This window comes from Sorangium sp. So ce834 (assembly GCF_051521425.1).
Taxonomy (GTDB): Bacteria; Myxococcota_A; Polyangia; order Polyangiales; family Polyangiaceae; genus Sorangium; species Sorangium cellulosum_D.
In genome coordinates, this window is the sequence record NZ_CP150351.1 from 3,945,247 (window position 1) to 3,963,945 (window position 18,699).

Genomic DNA, 18,699 nt, shown 5'->3' on the forward strand with positions numbered 1-18,699 from the left:
TCAGGCCCCCCAGCGGAGCGCCGGCGTGTGCACCGGGGCGTCCCAGAAGCGGATCATCTCGTCGTCGAGCCGGAGGACGGTCGCCGACACGCCGCCCATCTCGAGCGACGTGATGTACGACCCGACGAGGCTGCGGACGACCTTCAGGCCGCGCTCGCGCGCGATCGCGTGGGCCTTGCGGTAGACGACGTAGAGCTCGATGAGCGGCGTCCCGCCCATGCCGTTGACGAACAGGAGCACGCCGTCGCCCGGCTTGAACGGCAGGTCGTCGAGGATCGGATCCATCAGGAGCTCGGTCACGCGATCCGCCGGCTCCAGCTGGGCTCGACGCCGGCCGGGCTCGCCGTGGATGCCGATGCCGACCTCCATCTCGCCCGGGCCGAGCTCGAACGACGGCTTGCCGGCGTGCGGCACGGTGCAGGCGGAGAGCGCGATGCCCATGCTGCGGCCGTGCGCGTTGACCCGCCGGCACAGCGCCGCCACCTCGCCGAGCGGCAGGCCCGCCTCGGCGGCGCCGCCGCAGATCTTCTCGGCGAGGACGGTCGTCCCGACGCCGCGCCTCCCCGCCGTGTAGAGGCTGTCCTCGACCGCCACGTCGTCGTTCACGATCACGCCCTCGACCGCGATCCCCGCCTCGCCGGCGAGCTCGGCGGCCATCTCGAAGTTCATGACGTCGCCGGTGTAGTTCTTGATGATGTGGAGCACGCCGGCCCCGCCGTCGACGGCCCGCGTCGCTTCGAAGATCTGGTCGGGTGTCGGGCTCGTGAACACGGCGCCGGGGCAGGCGGCGTCGAGCATGCCGCGCCCGACGAACCCCGCGTGCAGCGGCTCGTGCCCGCTGCCGCCGCCCGAGAGGAGCGCGACCTTGCCCCTGGCCTTCGCCTCCGCCCGCGTGACGAAGCGCGGCGCGGCGTTCACCCGGAGGAGCTCGCCGTGGGCCAGCGCCATGCCCTCGAGCGCCTCGCCGACCAGATCGTCCGGCGCATTGATGAGCTTCTTCATCCTGCCTCCGCTCCGTCGTCGTCCGCGTGTCGTCCGCGTATCGTCCGCTCACGTCCGATTACGTCCGCTCTCTGGGCGCAGGATATCCCCATGGCGTCGCCCGCCGCGAGAGGAGATCTTTCCGCCGCGCTGCCCTACGCTTCAGGCGCCATGGACCGACTCGCCCCCACGCTCCGCCCGCCGGGCCGCCCGGCGGGCTTCCAACGCTGGAGAGATCTGCTCTTCCTCCACTGGGAGACGCCGGCCTCTGCGCTCCGCGCCGTCGTGCCGCCGGCGATCGAGCTCGACACGTTCGAGGGCAGGGCCTACGTCGGCGTCGTCGCCTTCACCATGCGCGACGTCACGCCGTGGTGGTCGCCGAGCGTGCCGGGGATCTCGAACTTCCACGAGCTCAACGTCCGCACCTACGTGCACCGGGACGGGCGCGATCCGGGCGTGTGGTTCTTCAGCCTGGACGCGGCCAAGGCCCTCGCGGTCCTCGTGGCCCGGGCGGGCTGGCACCTGCCGTATCACTTCGCCTCGATGGCGCTCAAGCCGCGGGACGGCGAGGTCCACTACCGCAGCGAGCGGCGCTGGCCCGGCCCGGTGCCCGCGCGCTTCGAGGCGCGCTACCGCGTCGGCGCGGCGATCGACGGGGGCGTCGCGGCGCCGGGGACGTTCGAGCACTTCCTGGCCGAGCGATACCTGCTGTTCGCGTCGAGCCGGGGCGCGCTCAAGGTCGGGCAGGTGCACCACGCGCCCTATCCGCTCCACCGCGCCGAGGTGGGCCACGTCGAGGAGAGCGTCGTGGCCGCGGCCGGCTTGCCCGCGCCCGAGGGGGCGCCGCACGTGCTCTTCAGCCCGGGCGTGGACGTCGACGTCTACGCGCTGAAGCCCGCCGCGCCGCGGGCGTAAGGCGGTCGCCGCGCGCGGCAGCGCGGCCTCCGGCGCGCGCGCCCGCGCGTCAGCGCCTCTGCAGCCAGTGGATGACCTGGGACTCGAGGCCCGGCGCGCCCCCGAACCCGAGGCTCAGCGTCTGCGGGAAGCCCACGTGCCCGCCGAGCCGGAGCCACTGGACGTCGAGCAGCGGCGAGCGCGGGTAGGCCTCGAGCGCCCTCCGCACCGTGTCGAGCGGCACCATGGGGTCGGCCTCCGTCGCGACGATCAGCGACGGAACGGCGAGGTCGCGGAGCCGCGGGGCGGCGCTCTCGCTCGAGTAATACGCCTCCGGGCTCGGATAACCGAACCGCGGCGTCATGATGCGCCGGTCCCAGTCGCGGATCGTGCGGATCGCGAGCGCCTCCCGGACGGGCAGGGGCATGGGGCGGCGGGACGCCACGGCGCTGTACATCTCCTTCAGCGCCGACAGCACGTGCCGGCGGTACATCCAGCGCTCCGGCCGATCGATCGCCGCGACGGACCGCTCGAGATCGAGCGGCGGGCAGACCGCGGCCACGGCGCGGACCCGCGGGTCGAGCGCGCCCGACGCGGCATAGCGGAGCGCGATGTGCCCGCCGAGCGAATAGCCGACGATGAGCACGCGCTCGTACCGGTCGAGCTCGGGGGACGCGATGGCGGCGTGCAGATCGGAGAACAGGCCGGCGTGGTAGAGATCGGCGCCGTCGCCCCCGGCGCCGCGCAGGTTGACGCGCAGGCACGAGAGCCCGGCGCGCTCGGCCTGCGCGGCGGCCTCGACCACGTAATGGCTCTCCAGCGTGCCGCCGAGGCCGTGGACCACGACGAGGATCGACGTCGCGCCCTCGCGGTGGCGCACGCGGCCGAGCAGCCGGACGGGCCCGGCCGGCGATTCGTCGACGTGCACCGAGAAGGGGGAGGAAGGGGGGAGCGGCGGCGCCCGGAGCTGGTGCTTCAGCCAGGGGGCGATCGTCCAGAAGTGGCCGTGGAGGAGGATGCGCCGCATCGACGCGCTCCTACCACGGCCAGCGCGCTCGTTCTATTTGGCGCCGCGGCTCACCGGCACGTGAACTCGGGGTCGCCGCTGCAGGAGTCCGCGCACTCGTCGCAGAAGGCGCACCGGAGGGCCGCAGTGTAGAGCGCGGAGCTGTCCGGATCGGCGGCGATGCAGGCGTCCTCGCAGTCGGCGTTTCTGTTGCACGTGCGGTAGCAGTCGATGAAGTTGATGCACGCATCTCTGCCAATGCAGGCATCGAACTCGTCGCGGCAGTTGCCTTCGAACGCGCACCGGATGCACCCCGAGCTGCCGTCCCCGCACACGCCCGCGTCGTCGCAGACCGGCGGCGGGACCGCCCGCCGGACGGTGAGCCTGAACGTGCCATCGCTGGTGTCGCGAGCGCCGTCCACCACGACCACGACCGTCTGGCCCGCGGCGAGCGTCACGGTGACCTCCGACTGCTCGACCAGCGTGTCGTCGTTGCACGCGAGCTCCGCCCCCCGGCACGTGGCTTCGTGCACGTGGAGCACCGTGTCGAACGCGGACCCGTACGTATCGAAGACGTAGTCGCCGGCGACCGGCGCCGTGAACGAGTACCCCGCGTCGGGGCTGGCCGCGTTGCGGCAGGTCGGGCGCACGCTGTTGGGCCGGCCGACCGTGCTGCCGGTGATCGTCTGCGGCACGGCGCCGGTGAACGAGCCCGCCGGGCAGCTCGGCGCGCTCGCCCGCGTGATCTCCAGCTCGAACGTGCCCGCCTCGCCGTCCGCGCCGTCGACCACGACGTAGACGGTCTGGCCCGTGGCCAGGTCGGCCGTGATGGGCGCGCTCGGGTCGGCGCTGCAGGCGATCTCGGAGCAGCCCGTGGCGTCGAGGAGGGCGAGGACGACGTTGTACCCGGAGTTGCTGGCATCGAACGAGTAGACGCCCGCGGTCGCCGCGGTGAACGCGTAGATGCGCTCGCTCGAGCTCGCGGACACGCACGTGGGGGCGTACGAGTTCGGCAGCCCGACCGTCGTGTTGTTCGCGACCTGCGGCACGGCGGAGCCGAGGTCCTGGCCCGGGCTCACCGTGCACGCGCACATGCCGGCCTGGCAGACCTGCGCGTCGTTGCACGCGGTCCCGCAGCCGCCGCAGTTCGCGGCGTCGGTCTGGACGTCGACGCAGGTCTCGCCGCACGCCGTGAGCCCCGAGCCGCAGCCGTCCCTGCACGCGCCCGCCACGCACGTCTGCTCGTCGCCGCACGCGGTCCCGCAGCTGCCGCAGTGCGACTCGTCGTTGCGGAGGTTGACGCAGGCGCCGCCGCAGTCGGTGAGGCCCGCGGAGCACTCGTCCTGACAGGCGCCGTCCTCGCAGGACTGCCCCTCCTCGCACGCGGCGCCGCAGTCGCCGCAGTTCTCCGGGTCGGACGCGGTGTCGACGCACTCGCCGCCGCACTCGGTGCGCCCCTCGGCGCAGCCGCCGCCCTGACAGTCGCCGCCCCGGCACGTCTGCCCCTCCTCGCAGGCGGTGTTACAGCTGCCGCAGTGCGCCTCGTCGGTGTCGACGTCGACGCAGCTGCCGCCGCACAGCGTCTGCCCGGACTCGCACACCGCGACGCACGCGCCCGCGCTGCAGACCTGCCCGCTCGAGCACGCCGTGCCGCACGCGCCGCAGTGGCTGGTGTTCGAGCTCGTGTCGACGCAGATGCCGTCGCATTGCGTCGCCGGAGCGACGCACACGTTCGTGGAAGGACCGCCATCCGAGCACGACGCCACGGAGGCGAGCACCGCCGCGGCGAGCCAGAGCAGGGTGTACGTCGGCGCGAGCCTGAAGCGCGATTTGACCATTTCCATGAGCCTTCCCTCGGCAGAGATGCCGGCGACGGGGGTCGTAACGAAGAGCTACCGGGGAGGATACGCCGATGGCCTTCCGGGCTGTCAATGCTTGCAGCCCGATCCCGCGCGCGGATCGCGCCGCGTCGGCGCGTCGGCGGCCGGGAGGCCTGGTCAGGGCGTCACGGCGTCAGGGCGTCACGGCGTCAGGGCGTCAGGGCGTCAGGGCGTCAGGGCGTCACGTCCATTGCGTGCGCGGCGCCGCCGGCGACGCGGCGCCGCCGGGCCGCGAGGCCGGGAGGAACTGCAGGAGCGCGAGCGCCTCGGCGATGTCCTCTTGGCTGATGAGGCCCAGGTACCTTTCACCGTCGTACACCGCGGCCACAGGGGCGCTCTTCTCGGACATGAGACGCATCACGTCGTCGAGCGAGCGCTCCGCGCTCACGCGGGGGACGTCGCGCCGCATGATCCCGGCGACGTACGCGCCGCTCGCGCCCTCGGCGAGCGCGCGGACCACGTCGCCCCGCGTCAAGGCGCCGATCGGCTGCCCGTCGAGCAGGACCGCGAAGTCGGTCTGGTAGGTCGTGAGGATGTGCTCGGCGGCGTCGCTCACGCGGTCGCAGGGCGACAGCGCGATGGCGCGGCGGTTGTAGGCGCGGCCGACGGGGACGACGCCGAGGATCGACCGCGCGCGCTCCGTGGTCCGCTCCTGCGTCGCGCCGAGGAACACGAGCACCGAGATGAAGGCGAGCACGAGGTGGCCCGAGAGCACGGCGAGGGCGAACAGGGCCACCGCGATGACCTGCCCGATCGCGGCCGCCGCGGAGGTCGCGCGCGCGGGGCCGATCGCCATGGAGAGGCCGGCCCGGAGCACGCGCCCGCCGTCGAGGGGCAGCGCCGGGATCATGTTGAAGACGGCGAGCGCCACGTTGGCGCCGAGCAGCCAGAGCAGCGCCGTCGGCAGCGAGGGGCTCGCCCCCGTCCCGAGCGAGGGGAGCTCCGAGAGCAGGCCGAACGCGCCGGTCACGACCAGGAGGACGGCGGCGAGGACCACGTTCACGGCGGGGCCGGCGAGCGCGATGAGCAGCTCGTGGAGCGGCTTCTGCGGGCGGCCCGCGAACATCGCGACGCCGCCGATGGGCAGGAGCAGGATCTCGCGCACGGTGAGCCCGAAGCGCCTGGCCACCAGGCTGTGACCGAGCTCATGCAGGGCCACGCAGGCGAAGAGCGCCAGCATCAGCGCGGCGCCGAACAGCGCCCCCCGGGCGCCGTGGTGGCCGCTCCACTGGAGCGCTCCGAGGGCGACGATGAGCCCGAAGGTCGCGTGCACGTTGACGTCGATACCGGCGATCCTGGCGACCCTGAATGACCATCTCATGGTGTCTGGCTCCTGCTGGATGCGCGCGAGCGGCGCGTCACGGCGCGGGAGAAGCCGACGACCGCGCGCGCCTGGCGGTGCGGCCGGGTCGCTGGGTCATGAGATCTCTCGATGCCTGCTCGACGATCCTCGGGGCTTGCAAAGCAACGCGCGTACCGGATTTCACGGCGGCGGCAGGCCGGGCGAGCGGCGCGTTCCCGCGGCGCCTCGCCGCAGCGGGGCATTTCGCACCGGGCATTCGAGGCAGAGTGTTTGCGCGGGAACAAGGGAGGGAGCGCGCGCCCGGTCGAGGCGGGTGAGGAGCGGCGGCGCCGGCCGCGGGCGCCGCGGCGCGCTCGGAGCGGGAAGGAGGGGAGGCGAGGGGAGGTGAGGTGAGGGGCGAGGGGCGGATTGCCCGGGCGTGGGAGGCGGTCTAGCACCACTGTGTCACAGCCGGAGGGACTGGAGCCTGGGGACCTCGGCGTGTCGACGGTGGCAGCTGGGACACCGGGGCAGCCAGCGGGTCAGCACGCGGGCGATGGCAAGACGGCAGGTGGCGAAGGAGTCGCTAACATGGCGCTCAGGCCGCGAGTGGGAACGGCGTGGGGAAACGCGTTCGTTCGGCCGAGGGGGGAAAATGCCGCGCGCGTTCGGCGACAACGAACGCGTAGCAGCTGAGGGCGACGGTCACATGGTGGTGCCAGCCGGGAAAGCGCCGGCCTTCGAAGTGATCCAGGCCGAGCTCGCCCTTCAGCTCCTCGTAGACCTTCTCGGTACGGTAGCGCTCCTTGTAGAGGCGCACGATCTCCCTCCGGGACATCCGGGCCGGCAGTGTCGTGAGGGCAAACTTCGTCGGCTGACGTTCTCCGTCGAGCCATTCGATCAGCAGCCAGACCGGCTCGTGCTGCGCGACCGGAATGCCATCGCGGCTCGCTACGCGCACGCGCCGCAGCGCGAAGCGCGACGAGAGCGTGCGTCCGGTCCCTTCGCGCCAGGCAATCCGCCGAAAGCCCCGACGGCCGAGACGTCGCCCCAGCTCGCCCACGCTCATCGGGGTGCAGCGCTCGGAGTCGCTTCCGCTGAGCAGCAGGACTTTGGTGGGCGCTTCGATCCCCACGGCGTAGTCGAACCCCAGCAGGCGCACCGTCTCCCGGAACTCATGGGCGTTGCCGTAGAGGGCGTCGGCGAGCACGATGTCACCGGGGATCCCTTCGCGCACGGCGCGCTCGATCATGCCGAGCGCCAAGTCGACCTTGCTCTTGTACTGCACGGACGCAGGTATGCGGGCTTCGCGCCGTCGCGCCGGATCCTCGGCCCAGCTCCGAGGCAGGTACAGCTCGAAATCGATGGGCACGTGGTGGTAGCGCGTCGCCACGCTCAGGCTGAGGCCGATCTGGCAGTTGGTGATCTTGCCGGCGGAGCCGGTGTACTGCCGTTGAACCCCCACCGAGTGCTCGCCCTTCTTCAAAAAGCCCGTGTCGTCGATGAGCCACGCCGAGACCGGAGCGTGCTCAGCCATCGCCGCGATGGCGTAGCGGGCCGCGTACCGGCGCACGGCGTGATCGTCCCAGTGCGCGTTCGAGATGAAATGCTGCAGGCTCTGGTGCGCCGCCTGCACGCGCGCCGGGTCGGGGCAGGCTCGGGCAGCGAGCGGCTCAATGCTCTTGCGTTCCGCCTCGCCGAGCAGCCCCATCGCATAGATCGCGAACGACTCGCGCCGCAGCGGATGGGCAAGGATGTCCCCGATGTCCGAGAAGTAGGCGTCCAGCCGCCGCTGGGCGGCGGCGTTCATTGTGTACTCCACGACACATCAGGCTGTGTCGCCCCTGCAGGGCGGCAAGCTCCGGTCCGCAGAAAGGCTCCAGCCTTCCGGGAGATTCCTGCGGGGAGCGTCGGCTCACCCCGCCCGGTCGCGACACAGTGGTGCTAGGACGGCGAAGGCGCGAGCGAGGGCCCTGCCATGACGCAAACCGCTTCGAGCACGAATCGATTCCCCCCGCAGATCAAATACATCATCGGAAACGAGGGGTGCGAGCGCTTCAGCTTCTACGGCATGAAGAACATCCTGACGTTCTTCCTCATCAACTACATGCTGATCCACGAGCACGTGGCCAAGGCCAATTACCACCTGTTCGTGAGCGCCTGCTATTTCTTCCCGCTCCTCGGCGGCTTCCTGTCCGATCGCTTCCTCGGGAAGTACCGGACGATCCTCTGGCTCTCGCTCGTCTACTGCGCGGGGCACGCCTGCCTCGCGATCTTCGAGCGCAGCCCGAGCGGCTTCTACGCCGGGCTCGCGCTCATCGCCCTCGGCTCGGGCGGGATCAAGCCGTGTGTCTCGGCCCACGTGGGCGACCAGTTTTCCGAGGAGAACAAGCACCTCGTCAAGCACGTGTTCGCGCTCTTCTACTGGATCATCAACTTCGGATCGTTCTTCGCGTCGGCCCTGATCCCGAAGACGCTCGAGTGGTTCGGGCCGAGGGTGGCGTTCGGGATCCCCGGCGCGCTCATGCTGATCGCGACGGTCGTGTTCTGGATGGGGCGCGACAAGTACGTGCACGTGCCGCCGACCGGCAAGAACCCGCACTCGTTCCTTCGCGTCCTCTGGGATGCCGTCCGGGGCGGGCGCGGCGCCGCGGAGGGCGGGCACTTCCTCGACGCGGCGCGCGGGAGGCACCCGGAGGGCGCCGTCGAGGGCGCCAAGGCCGTCCTGCGGGTGATGGCGATCTTCGCCCCGATCCCGGTGTTCTGGGCGCTGTTCGACCAGAAGGGGTCGACCTGGATCGTCCAGGCGACCCGCATGGATCTCGAGGTGCTCGGCCACAAGCTCGCCCCATCGCAGCTTATGGCGCTGAACCCGCTCATGGTGATGCTGATCATCCCCTTCAACACGATGATCCTCTATCCCGCCCTGGAGCGGCGCGGGGTCCGCCTGACGGCGCTCGGCCGCATGACGGCGGGCATGACGATCGCCGGGCTCTCGTTCGTCGCGGTCGCCGCCATCGAGCTCGCGATGGGCTCGGGCGACCGCCTCAGCGTGCTCTGGCAGGCCGGGCCCTACCTGCTCATCACGCTCGCCGAGGTGCTGGTGTCCACCACCGGCCTCGAGTTCGCCTACTCCCAGGCGCCGCGCGAGATGAAGAGCACCATCATGAGCTTCTGGAACCTCACCGTGACGGTCGGCAACCTGATCACCGCCGGCGTCGCGGCGCTCAACGTGTTCACGGGCGCGATGCAGTACCTCTTCTTCGCGGCGCTCATCCTGCTCGCCGCCCTCGTCTTCGGCCTCCTCGCGCGGCGGTACGTGGTGGTCGACCACTTCCAGCCGAGGCCCGCCGGCGCGCCGCCCGTCCCGGCGGCGTGACGCGCTCGGCCGGCGCCGCGCGGGTTCGGCCGGCGCCGCGCGCTCAACCCGCGCCGCGCGCTCAACCCGCGCCGCGCGCTCAACCCGCGCCGTGCGCCCTCACCCCGCGTCGCGCTGCTCCTCGTCCTCGCGCTCGGCCGGCTCCGGCGGGACGCGCACCCGCACCGTCCGGATCTGCCGGGGGCTCGCGTCGACGATCTGGAGCTCCGCCCCGGCCGGCGTCCGGAGGACGTCGCCCGGCGCGGGGATGCGCCGGGCGAGCCCCATGCAGAGGCCCCCGACCGTGGACCAGCGCGCGTCGTCCGGCAGCTCGATCTCGAGCTGCCGGCTGAGCTCGTGGACCGGCATGTCCCCGGGCACGAGCGCCGACCCGTCCGGCTCGCGCCGGATCGCCTCGGCGGAGTGCGCGTGCGCCTCGTTCTCGGCGAAGATCTCGCCGACGAGCTCCTCGACGAGGTCCTCCATCGTGACGATGCCGATCATGCCGCCCTGCTCGTCCACGACGATGGCGAGCTGGAGCCGCCGCCGCTTCATCTCGGCGAGGAGGTCGACGGCCGGCATCGACGCGACCACGAAGTAGGCCGGGCGCAGGACGCTCTCCAGCGAGAACGGCCCGTCGCCCCAGAGGAGCGCGAGCACCTCCGGCGTCGTGACGTAGCCGATCACGTTGTCGTTCGACCCCTCGTAGACCGGCATCCGCGTGTGGCCGTGCTCCAGCACGGCGCGCTGGACCTCCGCGGCGGTCGCCTCGCGCGGGAGCGCCACGACGCGGACGCGCGGGAGCATCACCTGGAGCGCGGTGAGCCCGGCGAAATCCAGGGCGCGGGAGGCGATCTCGCCGGCGCGCCGGTCGACCGAGCCCGCCTCGGCGGCGTCGTCGACGATCTGCTGGATCTCCTCGGGCGAGATGCGCGCCTCGACGAAGTTCGTGCGGTCGCCGAAGAGCCTCAGCACCAGGTTCGAGCTCGCCGTGAGCAGCCAGACGAGCGGGCGGGCGAGCGAGGACAGGCCGCGGAGCGGCGGGCCGACGAGCAGCGCGTACCGCTCGGAGGAGCGGAGCGCGAGCGACTTCGGGACGAGCTCGCCGAGGACGAGCGAGAGGAAGGAGACGAGCGCGACCACCGCGGCGAGCGCGAGCTCGTCCGCGGCTTCCCCGATCCACGGCGCGGCGCGGAGCAAGGGCGCGAGGTCCTGCGCCAGGGTCGACCCGCCGAAGGCGCTCGCGGTGGCGCCGACGATGGTGATGCCGATCTGGACGGTGGCGAGGAAGCGCTCCGGGTTGCCCCGCAGGCGCTTCACCGCGCGCGCCCGGCGGCTCCCCGACTGCACGAGCTGGTCGAGCCGCGTCTTGCGGACCGTCACGACCGCGATCTCGGCGCCCGCGAAGACGCCGTTCACGAGCACGAGCGCCAGGATGACGAGAATCTCCGATAAAATGATGGTCTCCTCCGAGGCGCTCCGGGGGCATAGCGCGTCGCCCCCTGGCGCGGCAGCGACGCGGAGCATGCACGGACAGGGCCGGCGAGCGATCGTCGCGCCGCGCCGACCGCGTCGCGCTGCGATCGGTGGTTGCGTCTACGGTGGAATTTTCTGGAAGGGCTGGCGTGCCGGGGCAGGCGCGCTGGGCGGCGGGGTCACACCGCGCCGGGCGGCGAGGTCAGGCCGCCTTGCTGGCCCGCCGGTCGCGCACCGCCTGGGCGAGGAGCTCGAGGACCGGCACCGTGTCGTTCCAGCCGAGGCAGGCGTCGGTGATGCTCTGGCCGTAGATGGGGAGCTTGCCCGGCGTGAGGTCCTGCCGGCCGCCCACGAGGTGGCTCTCGATCATGACGCCGAGGATGTCGCGCGAGCCGGAGCGCAGCTGGTCGGCCAGGCTCTCGGCCACGATCCGCTGGCGCGCCGGGTCTTTCTGGCTGTTGCCGTGGCTGCAGTCGACCATCAGGCGGCGCGGCAGGCCCGCCTTGGTCAGGCGGTCGGCCGCCTCGCGGACGTGCTCGGCCGCGTAATTGGGCCCGCGCTGAGAGCCGCGCAGGATCACGTGGCAGGCCGAGTTGCCGCGCGTCGCCACGATCGCCGAGATGCCCTGCTTGGTGACGGACAGGAAATGGTGCGCCTCGCGGGCGGCCCGCACGGCGTCGACGGCGATCTGCACGTCGCCCTCGGTGCTGTTCTTGAAGCCGACGGGGCAGGAGAGCCCCGAGGCGAGCTCGCGGTGGATCTGGCTCTCGGTCGTGCGCGCGCCGATCGCGCCCCAGGAGATGAAATCCGCGATGAACTGCGGCGAGATCGTGTCCAGGAACTCGCTCGCGCTCGCGAGGCCGAGCTCGGCGATGTCGCGGAGCAGCCCGCGGGCGACGCGGAGCCCCTTGTTGATCGAGAAGCTCCCGTCGAGGTCGGGGTCGTTGATCAGCCCCTTCCAGCCGACCGTGGTGCGCGGCTTCTCGAAGTACACGCGCATGATCACGAGCAGGTCGTCGCTCAGCCGGTCGCGCGCCTCCCGGAGCCGCGCCGCGTACTCCAGCGCGGCCTTGGGGTCGTGGATGGAGCAGGGGCCCACGACCACGATGATCCGGTCGTCTTCGCCCGAGATCACGCGCTCGGCGGCCCGGCGCGTGAACGCCACCGTCTCGGAGGCGGCGGAGCTGACGGGGATCTCTTCGATAAGGATCGCGGGGGGGATCAAGGGCCTGAGCCCGGCAATACGAAGGTCGTCGGTCGAGTAGTACATCGTGAGGATGCCAGCATAGCGCGTCGCAGCGCGCCGCGATATGCCCCGGCTGCCCGCGCGTGAAACGAAGGCATTTTTTCTTCCGGATCGCCTCCCGGTCCGTTCCGATCGGTTCGGGGCGGCGCCGGCCAGGGCTGCCCGGGGTTTGCCAGGGATGAACGATTCCGGTCGGCCTGAAGAGTTGTCTCGCTGGTGCTTGCGCGCCGTTGAGGCGTAGGCGTCCGGAACGTCGGTCGCGGGACGGCGTGGGTGCTCGCGCGGGCGCACCCCTGGGCGCGCCGGCGGTCTCCGCGGCTCACGCGCCCGCGGGCGCGTGCGCCTGCTCGGCGCCGGATCTGCGGGCGAGCGGGGCGCTGCTCGGGGGCGTGCGGCAGGGCGCCGCCGTCCGCTTCGCGCTCGCGCGGGCGGCCCGTGCCGCGGGCGCCGCCCGTCGTGAGGCGTTCGCCGGCCGCGGCGCGGCCCCTCGTTCGCCCGCGGCCTCCGCGGGCCGCGGCGCGGGCTGCCCGGCGTGGCTTTCCGCGGTTCGCGGCGGCCGCGTTCGCTTGCGCTCGGCGCAGGGCTCCTCGATCAGCGCGCGCAGCGAGGCGATCGCGCGGGTGCGCCACTTGTACGCGGTCGACAGCGGGATCCCGTGCTGCTCGGCGATCGTCGCCATCGGCAGCCCTTCGATGTCGTGCTCGATGAGGATCCGCTGCTCCTCGGTCTGCAGCGACCCGAGCCGCGACAGGATGAGCGAGCGCGTCTGCTCCGCGTCGATCTGCTCCTCGGCGTTCGGACGCTCGTCTGCGACGCGCCGCGGGGCCTGGCCGGACGAGAGCTCCTCGCGACGGTGGTGCGCCCGATCGCGGTAGTGCGCGGCCACGTGGACCGTGATCCGGTTGAGCCACCGCTCGGGCCGCGCGCGGAGCGGATCGTAGGTGGGGAAGCTCTGGTATCCGGCGAGGAAGACATCCTGAAGGATGTCGCTCCGGTCGCGGCGTGGGACCCCGAGCCGCTTCAGCCAGTTCCACACGGAGTCGTAGGTCTTCCCCCGAAAGAGCCGGACAAAGGCGCGCTGTCTATCCAGCGGCATCGATGGAGCGAGCGTGCGGTGCGGTTGTCCCATGCTCCCTTAATTAGGAGGACCCGATCCCCCATCTCACAAAAAAGCCATGGCCCTCTCAAAATGATCTTCTGTGCGAGCGCGATCCCCCGACGCCCCACCCCAAAGCGCCACGGACGGGAGCGGTGCTCTCCCGCGGCGGATCCGGGCCCACCTCGGCGTTTTCGGTGCTCGGCGTGCGGGAGCACGCCTGTGCGCCGAAAACGCCGATCTGGGCCCGTCTCCTGTGCGGGAGAGCACCGCTCGGCGGCGCGGGGGCCAGAGAGGGGGCGTGATGCGGAGGATGGGAATCGTCGAGGCGGTGGGGGAGATTCGGAGATTTCGCTCCCTGGCGGGCTTGGCGGCTTGGCGGGTCAATTCATGCTCGCCTGACCGACGTCGTGGAGCGAAGAGGGGAGGGGAGCGGCTGCCGCGCGGGCGCGGAGGGCGCGAAGCGCCGCGTTCCTCTCGGCGGTGAGGCGGCCCGCCGGGAAACGCTGCCGGTGCTCGGCGAGACGGCTGTTCGCCTCCGCGTAGCGGCCCTTCGAGAGCGCCGTGATCGCGCCGTCGATGAGGGCGCGCTCCGCGGCGATCTCCTCGTCGTTCGACGCGGCGGCCCGCCGGCCGGCGGTCGCGGCTGCGCCGCCAGCCGGACGGAGCGCGGCCTTCCGGCCGGAGAGCGCCGCGCTGGCCGCTGGCGAGATCGCGGCGGCGGCGCCTGGGGCGACCGCGCTTCCGCGATCCCGCGAAGCGTCCGCCGCGGCAGCTGCGTGGGGCGGCGGCGCGGCGCCCACGGGCGACGGCGGCGTTGCCGCCTGCGCCTGCGGCGCCGTGACGGCGGCCAGGGCCGGCGACGCGGCCTGCGGCGTGGGGGCCTGGGCCTGCGGCGCCGCGACGGCGGCCAGGGCCGGCGCGGTCGAGGCGCGCGGATCGGCGGCCAGGGGCGAGGCGGCGCGCAGCGCGCCGATCGCGATCGCGATCGCGATCGCGATCGCGACCGCCGCGGCGACGCCGGCGGCCAGCGGGGCCGCGGCGCTGGCGGCGGCGTGGAGCGCGCCGGCGCGCGCGGCCGAGCGGCCGGCGAGCCGCCGCGGCGAGAACGCGCGGCCGATCCGCGCGAGCAGCGAGCGCCCGATCTCGCGATCGGCGCGCGCCTCCTCGACGAGCGCGCCGGCGCTGAAGGGGATGAACGCGAGCCCGCGGCCGCGCTGCCGCGCCTGCCAGCGGCGCATCGCCGCCTCGATGTCGACCCACGCGAGCCGGTGCCGGCTCCACGCGGTGCCGAGGGGGATCGAGAGCTGCTGCGCGATCTCGGCCATGTCGATCTCCTCGAGCTCGTGGGCGACGAACACGCAGCGGCGCTCCATCGGCAGCTCCTCGAGCAGCTGATCGAGCACGCCCCGCCGGTCCCGCGCGATGACGCGCTGCTCGGAGTCGGGGGTGGCGTCGGGCAGCTCCGCGAGATCGTCGAGCGACTTGAGCCGCTCGCGACGGCGGTGGGCCCGCCGGAAATGATTCGACGCCTGGTGGGTCGCGATCCCCATGAGCCACGACCGCACGCTGCCCCGGGTCGCGTCGAACCGCGGCAGCGCGCGGTAGGCGCCGGCGAGCACCTCCTGGGCGACGTCCTCGATGTCCTGCGCGCGCACCCCGAGGCGGGCGAGGTAGCGGGCGATGAACGAGAAGTGCTCGCCGGCGATGGCCGCCATGAAGGCGTGGGAAGGCTCCACGGACGTGCGCTTGCGTGACGGTGACCCCATGTCTTTTCCCCCTGGAGCGCGGCGACTTCGCCGCCGCGAAGCTGGTCAATGCGGCGCCCACGCCCCCCGAGCCGCGGGAGCGCGCCGCGCGGGCGCCTCGCGTCGCGGATGCAGGTGGACGTCCACCCGGAGACCGACGAGCCCACCGGACGCGGGCGGAGCCCAGAGGACACCCGACGGCCCCTCGATGCGGAACTCGGTGAGACGGAGCACGAGATCGCCATAGAGCTGCACGCTGATCCGATCCGAGAACGGCATCTCGACGCCGGCGCGCGGCCCCGTGGCGAGCCAGAGCGACGGCGTATCGACGAGCTCGACGTTGGAGCCGGATTGCTCGACGACCCCGATCGACACGAAGGCACAGGCGAAGAGGCGACGGATCTGGGAGCACGGGATCGCGTTCGCCGCCGCCAGCCAGGTCGTGACGATGCCGCCTCTGTCGATCTGGACCGCGGCCGGCCATTGAAAGTGGCCCTCCAGGCCGAGCGAGAAGGACGGATAGCGGAGCGCGACGTGGAGCGCCGTCCCGGCGGTCGTGTCCGGCAGTATCCCGAACACCGCGGCGCCGGCGAGGCCGACGCTGATCCCGGGCCCCGGAGGCCGCGTCGGCGCCTCGGCCGCAGCCTCGGCCGGGGGCGCGGGCGCGGGGAGCGGGGCGGGCGCGGGCTGCACGTGGAGGCTCGGATCGAGCGCCACCCGGAGCGAGAGCGCCATGTTCATGACGAGCTCCGTGCAGTCGTCGTTGTAGGCGACCAGGTGCCGCGACCACGCGATGGAGCCCTCGGCGTCGTGGAGCTCCATCGCGGCGTGCACCTCCCGGCCCGGCCCGCGGAACACGAGCGCATTGGCCTGCAAAGCCGCCTCGGGCGCCACCGGGTCGTAGCCGAGCTGCCTGGCCATCTCCTCGCGCAAGAGCCCCTCGTCCGGACAGCGCTCGGTCCCCGGCGCGCGCCGGTACTCGAGCTGCACCGCGGCGCGAGGCGGCGCGGCGGCGGCGCGCCAGGGCGTGAGCAGGGCCGCGGCCGCCGCGGCGAGCCACGCCGGCGTCCGGCCCCACGGTCGCCCCGGCGTCGCCGCGCTGGCCCCGGTGTTTCTTGCTGAGATTGCTGACATGGTGCTCATCGCGGCGTGGTGACCGCTCGTTCAGGCCAGGTGTCGACGACGAATGCGCTCCGTCGAGGAGCGGCCGAGGGCCTCCGCTAGAAGGCGTCCACCGGGAGCGCGAGCCCCAGGCCGATCACCCCGGAGAGCGGCGGGACCCGCCATACCTCTTTGCCGTTCACCCAGAGCGATGGGCGGCTGTGGTTCGTGTGCAGCTCGACGAACCCGCGTAACGACAGCTGATCGGAGAACCGCCAGTCTCCGGCCGCCCGCAGGCCGATCGAGCTGATCCAGGCCTTGCGCGCCTGGATGGCCACGCCGGGATCGCTCGTGATCTGCAGCTCGCCGGCGTCGAAGACGGCGCACAGCGACAGGACCCCGCGGTGGCCGCAGATGTCGAGCGTCGGCATCGCCAGGCTCGCGTGGACCAGGACGCCGTCCTCGAAGGTGTCCGCCAGCGAGGTGAGCATGCGCGCCTCGACGGCGATCGACAGGCTGGGCCAGCGGAACGTCGTGGCGAACGAGGCGCCCCCGGCGAGCGCGGGCAGGAAGCCCGTCGCCAGCAGCGGCGACGCGGAGAGCTCGCCGCGCAACATGTCGTCTCCCTCCTGCGTCTCCCGTCGCGGCTCATCCGTCCCCCGTCGCGGCTCATCCGTCTCCTGTCGCGATTCAGACCGAGGCGTATCCGCGTGCACCGGGGTCGTTGCCGTGACGACAGCGACCATGACGGCGCAACCGGCGCGTGACATCGGCGTCCCGGCTAGGGCGGGATCTGTACCGCACCGCGCGGAGGGAACACCCCGACCCGAAGCACCCCGCTGCCTCTCATCCGGCCGCTACACCCCGACATGTGCCCCCCCTCCTCAAACGTCTCCGGCGCCCATAGGACAGTGCACCTCTGCCGCGTGGCGGAGGCGGGCTCGACGTCACCACTCCCACGTCGTGATCCTGTAGATACCGACTTTGGAGCGCACGTAAAGGCTTTTGTGCGCGCGCCCGATCGCCTGTAACGCATTGTATTTTTGTTTTTGAATTTCTCCCTATCGAGGGATTTTTGTCGGGCCGGTCGAGCCCTGCACTGAGGATCTTCTCTCCGCGACATCGGCTCTGGTTGTGCCCGACCCCGGTTCAGGGAGAGCCTGGATCGCGCCCCGGGCGGTGCCGGCGCCGCGGCGCCGGCGAGGGCGCGCCGCCGTCACTCGTTCTCGCCCGGACGCTCGTCCGGGCGTGTCTGGCAGCAAAACGTGGTCGCACCGGTGAGGGTGATCCCGCCTCGCAGCTCTCCGCCGCTCGGCTCGCAGCGGCCGGGCTCGTTGACATGCCAGACCGCCTTCATGCTCTTGGGCTTCATCCCGGGCACCGGATCGAGGCATGCCGGGTCCATACCCGACGTCGTGCCGGTGGCGAGCAGCTCGCTGCACGCCTCGTCCTGGAAGGAGAGGAGCATCAGAGAGCACTCGCCGCCCGTGGGAGGGCCGCACTCGCAAGGCGTGCAGTGGCGATCGTCTACCATGCCGTCGTAGAGGACGACATCCTCCGGGTAGTCCGGCGGGCAGGTCACCTCGCCGCGCCCGAGGTGCATGATGCACTGCGCGAACACGTGCTCCTGCGGCCGGTCATCGACCGGAACGCACCTCTTCGGAGCCATGCAGGTATCTTCCGGGACGACGCCAGAGCAGGCTTTCCCGGAGCGATACCACCGCGAGACGATGAGCGGCACCGGGGGGGGCTCGACGCTGGGCTCGCACGGCGTCATCTCGGGCGCGCCGAGCAGCAGCGCCTTGCGATCGCTCGCCAGCGCCTGGCTGGGCACCACACAGGTGCCGCCCTGGATGTTCCGGGCGTCGTGCCGCGAGAGCTCGACGCCATCGCACCTCAGCGAGGCGGCCGTCCTGAGGCCGTCGGGCAGGGCGCACGCCGGCTCGCTGCACCGGCACGGGTCGCACGCGAAGGGGAAGTCAGGGGTCTCGTACCCCACGTACACCGTGCTCGGGGCGCTGGCAGGGCACTGCGGCTCATCCGTCGTCCTGCCCACCCAGAGCAACGCAGGGCCGTCGAAGCCCTCTGGAACCGGGTTGACACACTGGCCCGCGCACGTGCCGCATGCCTCGATGCACGCGTCGGGGTCGAGCTCCGTTTTGCAGTGTTCCGCGCACGTCTGGTACGTCCCACCGCCGAGCATCTCGCAGCCTCCGAGGCACGCGGCGAACAGCAGCGCAAGCGCGAGACCTGTCCTCTTCATGAGACCTCCTTTCGGGTAGAGCTCGCAGCCCCCGGCTTACTACAAATCCGGAGGACACCGTCGAAAACGAGCCGCGCAATGCGAGGAATGGCGCTGCTGGACCCATTGCGGATCGAGCGGGCGAATTCTAACCGTTTGTGAAGGTGGGCAGTTTTTGCGCGCGGGGTGGCCAGCGCCGGCGCCGGCGCCGGCGCAGCGACGCACTTTGCGAAATGAAGACTCCTCTCCTCCCGTAAGCTCTCCGCGGCGGCGCGCAACCTCGCACAACCGCGCTCATCCACGTCGTTCGCCGTCGGGACGCGGGCCGCCTTACCTTCCGGTTCCCAGGCGGAGAGCCGCACACCCTCTGGTCGTCTTGCGCCCGAGCG

14 protein-coding genes are annotated in these 18,699 nt (G+C 72.2%); 2 read left to right on the plus strand and 12 right to left on the minus strand.

The genetic code is table 11. The features are described 5' to 3' along the window. Entirely contained in the window at positions 1-1,002 is a 1,002-nt protein-coding gene (dhaK, locus tag WMF20_RS14395; protein ID WP_437614062.1) for a dihydroxyacetone kinase subunit DhaK, read from the minus strand. 150 nt (positions 1,003-1,152) lie between these two features. On the opposite strand from dhaK, the gene WMF20_RS14400 reads away from it, so the two are divergent. Then, complete coding sequence (locus tag WMF20_RS14400; protein WP_437614064.1) at positions 1,153-1,896, plus strand: YqjF family protein; 744 nt, start codon at positions 1,153-1,155, stop codon at positions 1,894-1,896. Positions 1,897-1,945: 49 nt separating this feature from the next. Here WMF20_RS14400 and WMF20_RS14405 read toward each other — a convergent pair whose 3' ends face one another. The 4 genes from WMF20_RS14405 to WMF20_RS14420 all read right to left on the minus strand — a co-directional run bounded on the left by WMF20_RS14405 (position 1,946) and on the right by WMF20_RS14420 (position 7,853). Next, a complete protein-coding gene (locus tag WMF20_RS14405) occupies positions 1,946-2,902 on the minus strand; it encodes a YheT family hydrolase (protein ID WP_437614066.1) in 957 nt (318 codons plus the stop codon). 50 nt (positions 2,903-2,952) lie between these two features. After that, positions 2,953-4,725, minus strand: coding sequence for an MXAN_6577-like cysteine-rich protein (locus WMF20_RS14410; RefSeq protein WP_437614068.1), 1,773 nt, complete (start codon positions 4,723-4,725; stop codon positions 2,953-2,955). A gap of 217 nt (positions 4,726-4,942) precedes the next feature. Further along, positions 4,943-6,082, minus strand: a complete 1,140-nt coding sequence (locus tag WMF20_RS14415) for a site-2 protease family protein (protein ID WP_437614070.1) — start codon at positions 6,080-6,082, stop codon at positions 4,943-4,945. A gap of 559 nt (positions 6,083-6,641) precedes the next feature. Next, complete coding sequence (locus WMF20_RS14420; RefSeq protein ID WP_437604873.1) at positions 6,642-7,853, minus strand: IS701 family transposase; 1,212 nt, start codon at positions 7,851-7,853, stop codon at positions 6,642-6,644. A gap of 168 nt (positions 7,854-8,021) precedes the next feature. On the opposite strand from WMF20_RS14420, the gene WMF20_RS14425 reads away from it, so the two are divergent. Further along, complete coding sequence (locus WMF20_RS14425; RefSeq protein WP_437614072.1) at positions 8,022-9,422, plus strand: POT family MFS transporter; 1,401 nt, start codon at positions 8,022-8,024, stop codon at positions 9,420-9,422. Between the two features lie 99 nt (positions 9,423-9,521). On the opposite strand, the gene WMF20_RS14430 is transcribed toward WMF20_RS14425, so the two are convergent. The 7 genes from WMF20_RS14430 to WMF20_RS14460 form a co-directional block, all read right to left on the minus strand. After that, complete coding sequence (locus WMF20_RS14430; protein ID WP_437614074.1) at positions 9,522-10,928, minus strand: hemolysin family protein; 1,407 nt, start codon at positions 10,926-10,928, stop codon at positions 9,522-9,524. 151 nt (positions 10,929-11,079) lie between these two features. Beyond that, positions 11,080-12,147 (minus strand): 3-deoxy-7-phosphoheptulonate synthase, encoded by a 1,068-nt coding sequence (locus tag WMF20_RS14435; RefSeq protein ID WP_129574892.1) that lies wholly within the window; start codon positions 12,145-12,147, stop codon positions 11,080-11,082. 295 nt (positions 12,148-12,442) lie between these two features. Then, the gene (locus WMF20_RS14440) at positions 12,443-13,219 is read right to left on the minus strand and encodes an RNA polymerase sigma factor (protein WP_437614077.1); all 777 of its coding nucleotides are present in this window, start codon (positions 13,217-13,219) and stop codon (positions 12,443-12,445) included. A 383-nt stretch (positions 13,220-13,602) separates the two neighbouring features. After that, positions 13,603-14,988 carry an RNA polymerase sigma factor gene (locus WMF20_RS14445; RefSeq protein WP_437614079.1) on the minus strand — a complete coding sequence of 462 codons (1,386 nt, stop codon included), beginning with the start codon at positions 14,986-14,988 and terminating at the stop codon, positions 13,603-13,605. Between the two features lie 45 nt (positions 14,989-15,033). Further along, entirely contained in the window at positions 15,034-16,101 is a 1,068-nt protein-coding gene (locus WMF20_RS14450) for a hypothetical protein (protein ID WP_437614081.1), read from the minus strand. 86 nt (positions 16,102-16,187) lie between these two features. Beyond that, complete coding sequence (locus WMF20_RS14455) at positions 16,188-16,685, minus strand: hypothetical protein (RefSeq protein ID WP_437614083.1); 498 nt, start codon at positions 16,683-16,685, stop codon at positions 16,188-16,190. 599 nt (positions 16,686-17,284) lie between these two features. Continuing rightward, positions 17,285-18,331, minus strand: a complete 1,047-nt coding sequence (locus WMF20_RS14460; RefSeq protein ID WP_437614085.1) for a hypothetical protein — start codon at positions 18,329-18,331, stop codon at positions 17,285-17,287. Between the last annotated feature and the right edge of the window lie 368 nt (positions 18,332-18,699).